The sequence below is a fragment of the Proteus penneri genome (assembly GCF_003144535.1).
Classification (GTDB): domain Bacteria; phylum Pseudomonadota; class Gammaproteobacteria; order Enterobacterales; family Enterobacteriaceae; genus Proteus; species Proteus penneri.
Genome location: NZ_PHFJ01000011.1, coordinates 51,343 through 65,612, shown reverse-complemented (window position 1 = coordinate 65,612; position 14,270 = coordinate 51,343). Strand labels below are relative to the sequence as shown.

Annotated in this window: 12 protein-coding genes; 6 read left to right on the top strand and 6 right to left on the bottom strand. The window is 34.3% G+C overall.

Annotated features, from left to right (window positions below):
• The first annotated feature begins 84 nt into the window (after positions 1–84).
• From CUB63_RS13250 to CUB63_RS13240, 3 genes are all read left to right on the top strand, one after another.
• Positions 85–549 (top strand): DUF1097 domain-containing protein, encoded by a 465-nt coding sequence (locus CUB63_RS13250; protein ID WP_006534283.1) that lies wholly within the window; start codon positions 85–87, stop codon positions 547–549.
• 181 nt (positions 550–730) lie between these two features.
• Positions 731–1,663: a metallophosphoesterase gene (locus CUB63_RS13245; RefSeq protein ID WP_109848241.1), complete on the top strand. Its 933-nt coding sequence runs from the start codon at positions 731–733 to the stop codon at positions 1,661–1,663.
• Positions 1,664–1,686: 23 nt separating this feature from the next.
• Positions 1,687–3,651 (top strand): hypothetical protein, encoded by a 1,965-nt coding sequence (locus tag CUB63_RS13240; protein ID WP_193524914.1) that lies wholly within the window; start codon positions 1,687–1,689, stop codon positions 3,649–3,651.
• A 61-nt stretch (positions 3,652–3,712) separates the two neighbouring features.
• Here the strand turns inward: CUB63_RS13240 and CUB63_RS13235 are convergent, their stop codons facing one another.
• The 6 genes from CUB63_RS13235 to CUB63_RS13210 all read right to left on the bottom strand — a co-directional run bounded on the left by CUB63_RS13235 (position 3,713) and on the right by CUB63_RS13210 (position 12,397).
• Positions 3,713–4,507, bottom strand: coding sequence for a cell envelope integrity TolA family protein (locus CUB63_RS13235; protein ID WP_006534289.1), 795 nt, complete (start codon positions 4,505–4,507; stop codon positions 3,713–3,715).
• A 28-nt stretch (positions 4,508–4,535) separates the two neighbouring features.
• On the bottom strand, positions 4,536–7,583 hold the full coding sequence (locus tag CUB63_RS13230) for a TonB-dependent receptor domain-containing protein (protein ID WP_109848240.1): 3,048 nt from the start codon (positions 7,581–7,583) through the stop codon (positions 4,536–4,538).
• Positions 7,584–7,624: 41 nt separating this feature from the next.
• Positions 7,625–8,989, bottom strand: a complete 1,365-nt coding sequence (locus CUB63_RS13225; RefSeq protein WP_109848239.1) for a surface lipoprotein assembly modifier — start codon at positions 8,987–8,989, stop codon at positions 7,625–7,627.
• Positions 8,990–9,173: 184 nt separating this feature from the next.
• On the bottom strand, positions 9,174–9,962 hold the full coding sequence (locus CUB63_RS13220) for a Slam-dependent surface lipoprotein (RefSeq protein WP_109848238.1): 789 nt from the start codon (positions 9,960–9,962) through the stop codon (positions 9,174–9,176).
• Between the two features lie 422 nt (positions 9,963–10,384).
• Entirely contained in the window at positions 10,385–11,272 is an 888-nt protein-coding gene (locus CUB63_RS13215) for a LysR family transcriptional regulator (protein ID WP_109848237.1), read from the bottom strand.
• A 156-nt stretch (positions 11,273–11,428) separates the two neighbouring features.
• Entirely contained in the window at positions 11,429–12,397 is a 969-nt protein-coding gene (locus tag CUB63_RS13210; RefSeq protein ID WP_109848236.1) for a nitrilase family protein, read from the bottom strand.
• A gap of 200 nt (positions 12,398–12,597) precedes the next feature.
• Between CUB63_RS13210 and CUB63_RS17765 the strand changes: the two genes are divergently transcribed.
• The 3 genes from CUB63_RS17765 (at position 12,598) to CUB63_RS13200 (ending at position 14,252) form a co-directional block, all read left to right on the top strand.
• Positions 12,598–12,813 (top strand): hypothetical protein, encoded by a 216-nt coding sequence (locus CUB63_RS17765; protein ID WP_232240004.1) that lies wholly within the window; start codon positions 12,598–12,600, stop codon positions 12,811–12,813.
• A 25-nt stretch (positions 12,814–12,838) separates the two neighbouring features.
• Positions 12,839–13,135, top strand: a complete 297-nt coding sequence (gene umoA, locus CUB63_RS17760) for a UmoA family flagellar biogenesis regulator (protein WP_232240005.1) — start codon at positions 12,839–12,841, stop codon at positions 13,133–13,135.
• Between the two features lie 253 nt (positions 13,136–13,388).
• Positions 13,389–14,252, top strand: coding sequence for an ATP-grasp fold amidoligase family protein (locus tag CUB63_RS13200; RefSeq protein WP_109848235.1), 864 nt, complete (start codon positions 13,389–13,391; stop codon positions 14,250–14,252).
• Positions 14,253–14,270: the final 18 nt, after the last annotated feature.

The window sequence follows — 14,270 nt, the reverse complement described above, 5'->3', positions numbered from 1 at the left end:
AATATAGAAAACCAGTCAATGACAATGCTAAACTTCGCCTTTAGTTAACTGGGTAAATATCCCCTTTATATTTAAGAGTCTATCGTGAGAACGCTTTATTTTACTGCGCTGACAACAGGCATTCTTTCTGCCATTTGGGCATTTGTAGCTAATCAATTTGATTTATTAAGTTGGGCTGGTTTTCTAGGTTGTACAGCTTATTTTGCTTACCCTAAAGAAGGATTAAAAGGGTTAGCAGTAACAATTGCCACAATTATGAGTGGCGTGATTTGGGCATTAGTAATTATTTATGGTAGCCAACTGTTTGATGATATATCTATTTTCGGCTATGCCGTAACGGGTGTGATTGCCTTTATAATGTGCGTTCAAGCTAAAAGCACTCTGCTTGCCTATATTCCTGGTACCTTTATTGGCGCCTGTACCATTTTTGCTGCTCAAGGTGATTTAACACAAACTATTCCTTCACTTATTGTCGGTGTGTTATTTGGTTATGCAATGAAAATGAGTGGACTGTGGGCTGCCAATAAATCACAGAGAAAAGCAGTTTAATTAATTTATCAAACCAATAAAAAGCGGTAACTTGATACTTTCCCTCTTAAAGTACCGCTTTCTTTTTTCCCTTATATTTTCTACTTTCCCTCATAGATGACTAACAAACTTTGAAATTGTAGTTCGTTTCTATTTACGTCAAAAAGGAGATCTCACACAAAACGCGAAAAGGAATATAGCTATGACGACCCCGACACAATCTACACACTACAACATTATTGTAATGTCAGATCCTCAACCTTGGAGACTCAATTTAGATAATAATGATCCCAATGACGATCAAACTCGTTGGGAGGCAACAGTTAGAAAAGTCAGAGATAGCATACAATTATTACATCGCGAAAAATCTTTTGCTTTTGGTATTATTAACGGCGACTTAACGGAATTTGGTCGTCGTCACCAACGAGAAAGTTTTCGCTCTCTTTTTGCCCCATCTCCCTTAGGATTTAATACCTATGTCGGTTTAGGTAACCATGATTATCAAAATAATGTCGGTGATTGCTCAGAACCGAGTAATTCTGATTACAGTATGAATGCTTGTGCCAGAGGCATGGTGTTTGATATGCATTATCGTATTGAAGAATACCGTCATTATTCAACCTCAGAAAATTTCCGGTACGATAGTAGTGAATATTCAGGTAGTAAAGCCTATTCGTGGGACTATGGTGAAATCCATTTTGTTCAATTACAAAATTATCCTACTTATCACGTAGTACTCGACCATTGGGCTGCATCAACAATCAATGTCACGGATTCCATTGATTGGTTAGAAAAAGATTTAATCCAAGCTCGCAATCGTAATAAAACCATTATTTTAAATTTTCATGATGGTAACCAACATTTTCCTGAAAACTCCTCTCAAGAAGAACTCTCCTTTTTTAAATACATGATTGAGCACTATGGTGTGAAAGCAGTTTTTGTTGGCCATACACACTATGTTGGACAAGATAATCGTTACGGTGGTAGTGAGATCTTTGGTGATATTCCCGTTTATAACAGTGGCGCTTTATTTAAAGGGGATTACTTATCTGTTGAAGTTAATGGCTCGCAACTTTCTATTGCTGTTTATAACGGATTATCTGGCCAGCCTCAATTAATCGAACAATGGAACTAAATATTAAACAAGGAGTTTTCTTTATGCATTTCAATCCATTAAAAGTCGCCATTAGTCCTTCATCACTCCCTGCAACACAGCCATTAATCTGTATCGACTACCAAAAACTCCAAGAAGGTATGTTGGATATGATTAACCGCAATAGTAATGTATTACCGACCATTGTCGATAAATTTAATGAGCAAGATCCACTCAATGCTCCCATTATTGTAGGACAAACCGTCATCGGACATATTATTGGTTTAATACCGGTTGTCGGTGGTGCATTATCAAAAATCACCTCTGCACTCTTTGGTATGATGAATAAAAATATGAAAGATAGCTCGCTAGCTAATCAAATTATCGAGCATGTCTCTCGTATTATTGACGCTAAAATTGCTGATAATAATGTTAAAATTATCAAACTCACCACAGAGGGAATATCCGATGTGTATCAGTTATTCTCTGATTCGTTTGCTCGTTATCTTGATCCTACAATGCATTATTCTGTACAACAAAAAAAAGATTTACGGGAACAAGTACTCAACCGTTTTGATGATGTAATTACGACAATCGTTTCTCAACAACCATTAGTCTTAAATTTAGCGCAATCCGCAGGCTTACCTTTTTATTGTCATTGTTGCGCCCTTTTTGTTGCTGCGCATTACGATATTCTCACTAATAAAGATAAACTTGAATTAAGTGATGATTACTTTAAAAGTAATCTAAAAACATTAAGAGAAAGTGTAGATAAATTTAATAGCGCAATTCATACCGCCATTTATCGGCAAACATCTAATATATTTAAAGATGATTATAATAAAAGTAATGTTTTTTTATCCGGTATTTACACATCAGGATTATCTTTTTATCAGGCTTGGATAAAAAAGAGTTTTGAAATCGAATTTAACACACCATTTTCTCGCTGGAATAGCTTAGAGTTATATGGACATGACTATAGCCATACCGATCCTAAAATCAGCTATTACAAAGCTTACTTTGATATAGGCAAAGATATATTACATCGAACATCCATGTTACAAAGTATCGAAACCTATTCTCATATTGATGCTGTTATTCGTATTAAACACAACTATTTAAGTATTGAAAAAGTACCAGATAGTTTTCAATATGAAGGCTGTTATGGTGTCGCGGGGGATAGTCGTGATGTATTAAAAACAGACACTTTTTTTACACCAGATAGCAGTAAAGCATATTTATCGCCCTCTCAAATTTTACCTTCTGTACGTTATATTTCTGATACCCCTTGGGGCGCATTACACTATATGGTGCTTGATGATGTAAACAATAATAGCTTTACCATTGGTCAAGGCCGCCGAGAGAACAAGTCTTATCTTAATATTCCTGGTTACTGTTTTAATGGCGTAAACCTTTATTTAAGCCGACATAATGGTAAACAATGCCATGATGATTCTGGCGCTTGGTTAACAGAATCTGCACCTATATTCCGTTTTTATGACGGTTATGCTTCTCTTACACTAGAAACTAAAAACCACTTGCCTGTACGACAAAAAAGCTATGAGTTGGATTTAAATCATGGGTTTGATACGCAATTAAGTAAAGCTCAATATGGGTATAGTGATATGCTGGTGGGTAAAAACTGTATTTTGTTAAATCAAGAAGCCTATTTTTGCTTACCTTCAGAAGAAACGATTGGAAAAACAAATAATTCGCAAAAAATGAAGGTGTTATTACAGTGCGCAGCTGAAAGTGAACAATCACTTTCAGTTTCTGTGAGAACGGGCAATGCCCTTAAAGGGACATTAATTGCTTCAAATACCTTTTCTCTTGGCCTAAATCAGGACAATATCATTTATAAAATAACACCATTACTTAATCATCCAGTAACAAATAAAAAAGCCTATTTTCGAACTTATCAACTTGAATTAGATTATTTATTCACACAAGAAAACGCATCCAATCTTTATTTTTATTTGCACTTTTCTAAACCTAACACTGTGTTAGCAGATATTACTGTACTGTTTTAACCATTAATTCTAATAAAAACACCTAAGTCTAAATTCACTCTTAGGTGTTTTATTTACTAGATTAATTTAATTGAAAATCTAATGAAACAATAAGCGGGTTCAATACGCTTTCAGGCTTAGGCCCTATCGGTTTTACTCGCTTTACAGCAGCCATTGCTGCATTATCCAGTGAAGAAATCCCTGAAGAGTTTTCTATCTCAACCATGGCAATAGCACCTTCTGCGGTGAGAGAAAAACTCACCACTACCTGACCTTCATGTTGCATGCGGCGCGCTTGTGATGGATAACGTTTATGACGCTCTATTTCTCGGCGCAATGAGCTTATATAGTGATTGTCAGATTCACCTTGCCCGATGCCTTTCTCGCTTAGTGCATGACTTCTTCCTGCTAACGAACTTGCCGTATGTTGCGTTAAGCTTTCTGCAGATGCTTCTGATGTTATTTGTGCTACTTGGCTTTCTAAATCACGCTGTTTTATCGGTTCTACTTTTTCTTGTACGACCTGTTTTTTTACTGGTGTAACTGGTTTTATAGGTATCGGTTTTTCTTTGGGCTTTTCAGGTATTTTCTTTGGTGCTTCAACAAACTCTCCTATTTCGGCATTTGGCAACACAATGGGAGTTTCTTGAGGTGCCGTTTCCACTAAAGGCTCAGGCACGACTGTCGATTGTTGGGGCGGTGAAAATACCACTTGGTAAACAGATAATGTATTTTCTTGTTGCTGATGAATATGGTGTGCACTTTCTGCCATAGAAAGTGAACGCAACAGCCAACTTAATATAGCGATATAAACTAACGAGATAGCTATTAGCCAGTAATAAATATTAAGCGGTTGCCTGACAGAAAGTGCCAACATAACAAAAAGCTCCTTAATTCTCTTTTAATTAAAATTGTGCAGTCACACCCAATCGGAAGGTTCTTCCGGGTGCAGGCATACCTGATCGCGTTAAAGGATCAATGTAGTATTCGTTTAATAAATTACTGCCTGTTATTTCAAACGATAAATTAGGGCTATATTGATAGTTAATATAGGCATCGACGGTAAAAACTTTTGCCCAACGCATCGGATTATTATTTCTGCCGTACATTTCTCTTGGTAACTTTTCTTTTAGCCATTTTTCATCTTTATTTTCTACTTCTGATGAATAGAGCCAGCGACTGCCCACCTCTAACTTATTATCTAACCAACGGGTACCTAAATGTAAATTAACCGAATATTTAGGCTGAATAGAAGTACGTAAAAAACCACCCGGATACCCCCCTGTCATACACTCTTTAATTCCCAAGAAACCAAAAGGATCGTAGTGACTAAAGGCATTTTTATCGCATACCTTATTTTTATGGCTATAAACTAAAGCCGTATCCATAAAAATAAAACCGTTATCAAAACGCGCTTGAACTTCCAGCCCCTCTAATTTTTGCTTTTCAAATTGCCTAATTTGCCAATTTGCATCTCTATCAAACACATTTTCGATATTGGTATGAAAATAATTAATTTTAATATCGGCATGGCGCTCGACATTAAGCCAATCGGTCAAATCAAATACAACCCCAAACTCTGTACTTTTGGCGCGTTCTGGTTTTAATTTAAAGCCATAATAACGAGCTTTAGAGCCTGAAAATCCGCTAGTGTCTTCAAATAAATTAGGCAAACGCAGTTGCTCGGTATAACGGCCATAAAAACGCAATATCTCGTTGGCATACACCGTTGCAGACACCAGTGGTGAAAAGGCCCCATGCTGATAACTGGGCTCAGGTGCAAAATTATCTTTATCATCATCAAGATAAATAGGGATTGGATTGGTCACACCCATTTCATATTTATTAACTAATTTACCTGTAATGGGATCGGGCACTTTTTCATTGATATCAGCATAACCACTTAAGAACATATTTTTACTTTTAGATAATTCGCCATTTTTATCATAAAGTATGACGGTATATTCCGTGATCATAGGACGTTTTTGAGAAGATTCTATATTGAGATTTCCTTGTTCATCACGAAGAAAATCATCGTGCATCATATGAACTTGAGTTTTTTTAACTTTATGATGATTAATAATTTTTTCTTTTATTTCAGGTGATAAATTTTCATATTCAGGATAAACAAATTTAGAGAGTAAAAACTTACGCATTTTTTTATCTATTTCTGGATAACGTCGATAATTTTTAAGCTCTTCAGGTAACGTTTCTACATCCACCCTATGGTAAGCTTTATATAATAAATATTCCTCCGCAGTTAATGTACGTCGATAAGGCAAAATAAAGCCTCTTATTGAAGGGGATTTTTCATAACCTTTTACATTATTACGTCGCTTATTATTTAAAAAAGTATCGGTTAAATGATAATAATGATATTTCCCGCCCGCAGTAATAGCTAACCAAGAAAGTGGCTTCCAATCTGTGGAAAGGGCTAAGTTAATTTCATGACGTTGTCCTGCTCGCCCGGAGGTAACAAAATCAAAACCTGCAGGTAATTCCAATTCATCACTGTCTAATTTTTCAAATTGATAATGACTGGAAAATGAAAGAGAAAATTGCGGTGATAATTTAAATATCGAAGATAAATCAATACCGTAACGGTTATTTTCTTGATAAAGAGAAGCAGTATCAATAAAACGCGTGTCTACTTTTGTATCCCATTTAGATAAATATTTTTCATCATAATCAATTTGCCGAGATACTCTAGGTTCACCACCACGAGTATTGGTATGTCCTGTGGTTGAATTTCCCCACAATCTTAATAATAAATCGGTTTGTTTATCTTCGGGTTTATATTGATAAGTTAATATACCTGTCTGTTGATTAATCGTTGCTAATGGCCATTGAGTCACTAAATTTTTTTCATAACGAGCCCACTCTAATCGTAATGGCATAATATCGCCAAACAGTAAATCGGTGTATCGATAATTAATCGAAAAACGGTGTGTTGATTCAGGGAATAATGTCCCTTTAACTAAAAATGAACGATTACGGCTGGATGTATTCGGTACTTCATTACCAGGACGATAAATATGAGCAATAAAAGGAACATAAGGTGTTAACCTTACTTTATAATCAATTGAGTGGATAGATTTCATATTATCGGTTTCGAGATAAGCTTTTGTATTTCTTTTTCCTGCTAAATAATTGCCTTTTTCTCGCAGTGCATAAGCAAATAATAAATTAAATTTTTCTTTTTCAAACCCAATGCCTAGGCGAAATGAATGATCATGAAAATGCCAATCTTTATTTTTTTGTGGTGTGATTTCTAACGCAGGATCAATAACTCTTGAACCATAATGATAAAAATAAGGCTGATTACGGTAATCTCCAAGCATATTTAAATAAACTTCTTTATACCGTGTAGAGTTATTACTAATATCCCCTTTAAAATTAATACCAAAAGAGTCACCAATAGGCACAATATCACGAATATCTAGGGTTTTAATCGCAATACCGCCACCAATACCTGTTTTCATATCTGGAGTTAATGAAGGGCCTTTTTCAATATAGATACTACTAATCAAATTAGAATCAATATAGTTACGATTAGAGGCACCACTATAACCTCGATAAACGGTAATTGCCTGCTCTGTACCATCCACCGTAACAGGAATACGTCCTTGCCCTTGAATACCCCGAATATTCGGATCAAGCGCCCCACCATTACGCGCTTCACCACTATAAACCCCAATGGCGCTTTTTAGTAAATCAGCTGGAGAAATACCTTGATAACGCTCTAATAGCTCTTTGCCTAAATAAACATTAGAGACATCTTTCTCATAAACTTGTGAATAACCTTGCGTATCTTTTTCTTTATTATCAGAAATTTGAATATGACCAAGATCGGTTTTATCTTCTTTGGCTTGCAGATAAAAGCACGGAGAAAATAGCGATAGAGAAACGAAGATTGAAACAATTTTTCGCTTTCTAAAAAGCATTATATGCATTGTTTTACCTATTCAATTAATAAAAGAAGTGATTTATTTAATTAAAACTGTTTTTCTAATTTAAATAACACTTCGTGTTGCTGATATTGATATAACCAATCCACATTGCTTAATCTTCGGGTATAACGAAATTCTATTGCGGGATAAAACCCTAAAATAAAAGATGATTTATTTTTAATATTGGTTGTAAAAACAATACTATTATCTTTTCTTCTCTTTTTTAATAAAGGGTTATAGTTATTATAGTATTTAAATTGATACTGTAAAAAAAGAGATATATGCCAATTCACTGACAAGGGATAATAAACGCCAGTTTTTATACCATACAGCTGATAATTTAATAAAGTATTTTTTTTACGATCTAACTGATAATTTAATTGATTAACTAACTGCATTCTATTATTAAAATAATAGTTATGGTTAGTACTATAACTAAGTCGCCGACTATTTAAATTATTTAACGCTTCTTGATATTTTTTTATTTTATAATCAAAACTTAAATTAATAGTTTGCTTTTTATTAATAAAATAAGAAAATTGCGCTTCACTTCCCCATGCTTGATATTCATATTGAGCTTGTGGTTTTTTTATTTCGTAATAAGGAGTCATTGACCATTGATATTGCGATTTTTGATAGCGATAACCCAGCTGTGTATATAATGCCAAAAAGTTAGCACGACGGTGAGAGTGATAATCTATATATCGTGCATAAGTATAAGAAGAAAAAGTATGGTGAGAATAAATGATAACAGGCTGATAAAAAGAAAAATAATGAGTAAGACCCGTTGATACAATGGGTTTTGCACTTCTTAAAGTCACTTTTCTTTGCGTGGATTGAGAGACCACTTTTTCAGCTATATCAGGTGCATGGTTAATATTATCGTTATAAAAGAAGCTAAGTTGATAGAAACGTTGACCTTGAAAATAAGCGGCTAATTTAACCTTATAAAACTCAATGGATTGACTAATATCTTTTGGTAAATCAACAATACTACTCAACTGATCGAGTTGTTGCTGTGCTTTTTTATATTCTCGCAAATGAAAATAAAGCTGTATTAACCCTGTTTGTGCTGGGATAAAATCAGCTTTTTGTTTAAGTTGCTGCTGATAATAAAACTCAGCCTGTAAAAAATTGCCTTTTGTTTGGGCTAAAAGCGCTTTAGCATAATCAATTAAGAGTGTTTCATGGAAAGGTAATTGTTGATAGTCCAGTAATAGTTCTTCGGCCTTTTTCCACTGCTGTTGCTGTAAAGCGCGATAAAGTTGTTGGCCTATTTGGGCAACTTGGTGTTGAGGTGAAGAATAGGAGAATAAAACAGAACTATTTTCTTTGGCATTTACTTTTAATGGAATAAATAACACACTGATAATAAAAAACAACTTCATTCGTTTTTGATAATAACGCATGTATATCCTTATAATAAAAATCGACCTATTCCTTAAGATCAGTTTATTTTTAATAAAAAAAAACAGATAACCCTATACCTGATTATCTGTTGCTAACATTTAGCTTAATGACCACTAATACCACTTTTTAAAGAATTAACCGATTTTATTACCAAACAAATTTATAATATTATTTTTGAAAAAATTAAGAAGCATCCGTGCTTGCTGTTATTTCTTCACTTTCACTACTATTTTTCGTACCACCAAAACCGATATCTTTTGTGTGATCCGAACTAAATACCACAATACCTGCTAACACTTCGGCATTTTCGCCAAAAAAGGCACCTTCAACAACCCCTGATGTTGTATCCTCTTTTGCATCTGCAGAAAACGTTACTTGGTTATTTGCGGTATAAAGATTTCCACCTTCTAACTCAACAGTACGCTGCTCATTCTTCAATGAACCTTCAATTTTCTTTTGAGAAAAATCAACATCAAACGTACCAGAAAGTTGGTTACTACCGTTATATTTACTGATACCCATTACCGTATAAGTGGCGCTATCTGTCGGTAGTGTGGTTGTCACATCTTTACCGATATAATAGGTTTGATGTGTTGCATCTGTTGCTGATGTTGTTTTTGCCCAGTCACCAAAATAGACATTAGCATTAGTGATTTTAGCAAAGTGAAAAACACCCATATCACTATGTTGGTGATTAGATTGGATTGTATAAACACCATGACTATCCGCTCCACCACTCATCATTGGTGATGTTAACGAAGCAAAACCAATTTTTTTCCCACCTCCTACGGTACTAATCCCCACACCTGGCTCTCCAGCTGGTGTTTGATGAAGACCTCGATTAATTGCATCACTTGCCCCCACAACCATCGTAACCAGAGAACCGCTTTGATTAGAATGAATTTCAGCTTGTACAGCATGAGTCCCCATTAATATAAATAATGCGCAGACTAATTCATTACGTTTTTTCATAATAACTTCCTTATTATTAGTTTGAGGGTGTGGCTACTTATTATAAATAATAAGTAGCCACTTACAGAGATATTAATATTCTATCTTTACAGCTTCATTTTCGAATATAAAGCTTGCTGTTTCGGGCGTGGTTAATATTAAATAAATCTCTGTCATTGTAAATAATTTATTTTAATAAACTGATTTTTAATTAGCCTTATTTATATTATGGTGATTAAGTTAATTAAATGATTTACTTTATTTTTTTATTTAAACACATAAAAAACCAATAAATATTTCATGTTTATTTTTGTGAACAAACTCGCAATTATTTATCTTTATTTCTTTTAAAAACAATTATTATTTATTAGGTGTTTTAGCTTTATTATAAGTTATATATTGGTAATATAATCATTTCTAAAATTAAAAACAGTTTTCATTCATTATAATTTATTTATTTCCTCATGAATTATTTTTATAAAAATATCACGATCTTTATTATGAATATTATTATTCCAAATAACACCTATTTCCCATTGTGTATACAAACCAGACAGTGGCAATAAAGTGACTTTTTGTTTGTCACAAATAAGCTCTGCATTTTTAGGTACCAATGCCATCCCTAATCCAGCAGCAACTAACGCTAATTGTGTTTGGATATCTTGTGATTGCTGTAATACACGAGGTTTAATTTGATGATATTTTAAAAAATCATTAATTTGTTGATGTAGTTTTTTCCCTTTTTCTGGAACCAGCTGAATAAGCCCAAGCATATTAAAATAGTGTAATGGATCATCTTCAATCTCTAACACCATAATGTTTTGTGTTGGAATAGCTAACATCAATCGCTCTTGTGCTAATGAAATCCCCTTGAGGGGTTCTGTAACAGGTAAGCGTGAAAATGCGAGATCGAGTTCTCCTAAACGTAATTTATTTTCCATCGTGTTAGAAGGCATATCATCGATATGAACGGTAATATCAGGATGAGCGTGATTAAATTTTGCCAATAATGGGGTAATAAAATTTAATGAGGACAAACCAAATCCTGCATAAAGCTCTGCTTTTTGGGGTTCACTTAATTGGCGAGCTTGTTTTTCTAGAACGCGAGCCTCTCTTAAAACTGATTGAGATTGACTCAGTAAATACTGTCCTTCAGGTGTTAATTTTGCACCATGGCGTCCACGCTGAAAAAGTGTGATACCTAACTGAGATTCCAGTGTTTTTATCTGTTTTGTCAGTGCGGGTTGGCTAATAAAAAGCTTTGATGAAGCTTCACCAAAATGTTCTGTTTCAGCTAAAACAACAAAAGCATGTAATAAACGGGTATCCATGACTAATTATTGATCCTATCTTATTTTTCTTTTTATTATTCTAACATAAAATAAATAAATAAAATTAATAACCAATATATTAATAAGCGAAGTAAATAAATTACTCTTTAGCTAAACAAAAACAGCTCACAAAATGAAAGCTGTTTTTTTATTAAATTACGCTTTACCAAATCGAACCGAAATAGGATCTTGTTCATTTCCAAATTTTGTCGTTAATATCGAATAAAGTTCAGGTCTTCGTCCTGTTAGCCAGCGTCTTCCTGTAGAGTTTTCTAATAATGTGAGGTCAAGATCTGCAATCACCATATCATCATTAATCGCTTTGCTCTCTTTTACTACGCGCCCATAAGGGTCAATGATCATTGCATTCCCAGTACGAACCTCTTCTTCATCACGACCAACACCATTACTAAATAACACAAACATACCGTTATCATGCGCTCTTGCAGGTAACCAACGCATTAGCCAACCTCTTCCATGCTCACCTTGAAATGCCTCTTGTAATGATTGAGGATCTTGATGTCTATTTTCCCAAAGCGTCATGGGAATAGGCTTCATACTATGTGGGCTACGTGAATTTGTTCCACCCGTTTGATGAGGAGCGAGTAAAATATCGGCACCTAACAATGCATTAGCTCGTGCATTTTCGACCAAGTTATTATCCCAGCAAATTAATACGCCCATTTTAACCCCCCAAGGGGTTTCGAATACGGTATATTGCTCACCACTTTTGATGATCGGATGTTCGAAGGCATGTAATTTCCGATGTTTATGCAAAGAGCCGTCAGGCATACAAACAACCCATGTATTATAGAGTGTATTGTCTTCTGCTCGCTCAATAAGTCCGACACCTATCGCCATTTGATGCGTTATCGCTTTTTGTTTTATTAACGCTAAAGATCCACTGTCAGAGACTCGTTCACTTAATGCATACACTGATTGGTCTGATAATTTAGGAACGTGCCAATATCCTGTAATACACATTTCAGGAAACACTAATACATTCACCTTTTCAGTCGCTGCTTTATCTATAAACTGATGAATTTTCGCTAAATTATAAATTTTGTCGTTTGCTTTATGTTGAAACTGCACTGTAGCAACGCGTAATGTTTTAGATGTGTTCATACGTTTTCACCTGTTAAGACATATATCTCTTCAATATAAAAACGTATTTATTGCTTAAAAGATAATCACTTATTCGCTACTTCCGATAACTTTTTGGAATGAAATTAAGATAACAGCAAGAAATAACAAGGTTCTATCGCTCTATTTCACGGAATAAGCACCTTATTTTCTGGCATCATAATGGCAATAAAGGAGTATTTATGTCTGCTAAGTCCCTATTTATAATTCTTTCATTATTAGGATTATCCGCTTCCTGTTTGGCAGGAGATGGCTTAGTGGATAGAACATGGACAGCTTCAGGGTTAAATACTCAAAGTTATCGACAAGCATTAAGACAACCGGCCGCAACCTCTCGATATACCCTTTTTAATATCACGCCAGATATGCCTGTTCCGGGGGGGGGCAAGCCATTCTGATCATCAAGGTATTCGTTATATTGCAATGAAGTATGGCCCTTATGGTCAGCCAGAACATTATAAAACCTACCAAATCATGTTTTCTCACTATTCAAATAGTAGTACGAAAAAAATTCGCTATTTAGGTGAGTTATATACTGTTGTGGGTGATATCTATTTAATTGATCCTTTTGCAACAACCAATGAATGGCAACGAGGTCGTAGCCAAATTGTTGAAGAGTACTATGAGATATTAGATGCTCACGGAAATAGAACAGGCAAAGGATTACGCTTTAATAATTGGGATAAGCCAATTCATATAACTAAATGGTCATCAAATTAATATATTCTTAATCAATATTCCCTTTTGTTAACTCTCTCTTAATGTCGCCACGTTTTCTTTTATTAAAATAAATACTTTGAATATTAACTCACATTAATACTTTCTAAATTTATACAAATAAAAACGATAAGAATATCAATAACTGGCATAACTCTCTTAATTTCTATCTAATTTAGTTATTTCTTTATAGAAATTTAATTCAAAGAAAAGTTAGTTTTTATTTCACTTATCTATTTAAAATAATCATTAGCTTATGAAAATCATAGAATATTATTTCAAACTGTTTCGAACTATCGTATTGCCTGATCGTGTGTATTTAAAGAATAAGTTTATTCGTAACTTAGGTTATCAACCTAACTTTAAAATACCGACATCACTTAATGAAAAAATCAATGCACGTATGCTATTTGATAGAAATCCAATTTATACGCGCTTAGCAGATAAAATCAAAGTAAGAGATTATGTGATAGAAAAGATTGGTCCACACTATCTGGTTCCTATCATTAACACCTATTCTCATCCTGATGAAATCGATATCACTCAACTTCCTTCACGTTTTGTACTCAAATGTAATCACGATAGCGGTAGTACAATCATCTGCCTTGATAAAGCAACTTTTGATATTGAAAAAGCAAAGAAAAAGCTGCAATTTCATTTAAAACGTAATCTCTATCCTGTTACCCGTGAATGGCACTATAAAAACATCAACGCTCAAATCATCTGTGAAGAATATATTGATTTATTTGATACACAAAATCCAATGATACCAACGACTTGTCGTCTTCACTGTTTTAATGGTCAACCTCATTATGCGGAAATTGATATTTCTGATACCAAAGGGAATGGGTATATAAATGTGTATGATACAAATTGGCAGTTACAACCCATCACATTAGAAGATCCCAACACACCCAAACTTATTGAAAAACCAACGCAATTTGAAATCATGTTGCAATTAGCCGCTAAACTGGCAAATGGCTTTGATTATTGCCGAGTTGATTTTTTAATGTCTGAAAATAGACTTATCTTTAGTGAAATGACCTTTACCCCAAATGCAGGGCGTATCCCCATCAAACCTAAAGAATGGGATTACAAATTAGGTGCATTGTGGTCATAAAAGAGAAAATTAAACAGG

What these genes read in the sequence shown, in the direction of transcription:
- CUB63_RS13245 (WP_109848241.1), top strand. Translation starts at nt 731, where the DNA reads ATGACGACCCCGACACAATCTACACACTACAACATTATTGTAATGTCA.
- CUB63_RS13240 (WP_193524914.1), top strand. Translation starts at nt 1,687, where the DNA reads ATGCATTTCAATCCATTAAAAGTCGCCATTAGTCCTTCATCACTCCCT.
- CUB63_RS13235 (WP_006534289.1), bottom strand. Translation starts at nt 4,507, where the DNA reads ATGTTGGCACTTTCTGTCAGGCAACCGCTTAATATTTATTACTGGCTA.
- CUB63_RS13230 (WP_109848240.1), bottom strand. Translation starts at nt 7,583, where the DNA reads ATGCATATAATGCTTTTTAGAAAGCGAAAAATTGTTTCAATCTTCGTT.
- CUB63_RS13225 (WP_109848239.1), bottom strand. Translation starts at nt 8,989, where the DNA reads ATGCGTTATTATCAAAAACGAATGAAGTTGTTTTTTATTATCAGTGTG.
- CUB63_RS13220 (WP_109848238.1), bottom strand. Translation starts at nt 9,962, where the DNA reads ATGAAAAAACGTAATGAATTAGTCTGCGCATTATTTATATTAATGGGG.
- CUB63_RS13215 (WP_109848237.1), bottom strand. Translation starts at nt 11,272, where the DNA reads ATGGATACCCGTTTATTACATGCTTTTGTTGTTTTAGCTGAAACAGAA.
- CUB63_RS13210 (WP_109848236.1), bottom strand. Translation starts at nt 12,397, where the DNA reads ATGAACACATCTAAAACATTACGCGTTGCTACAGTGCAGTTTCAACAT.
- CUB63_RS17765 (WP_232240004.1), top strand. Translation starts at nt 12,598, where the DNA reads ATGTCTGCTAAGTCCCTATTTATAATTCTTTCATTATTAGGATTATCC.
- umoA (WP_232240005.1), top strand. Translation starts at nt 12,839, where the DNA reads ATGAAGTATGGCCCTTATGGTCAGCCAGAACATTATAAAACCTACCAA.
- CUB63_RS13200 (WP_109848235.1), top strand. Translation starts at nt 13,389, where the DNA reads ATGAAAATCATAGAATATTATTTCAAACTGTTTCGAACTATCGTATTG.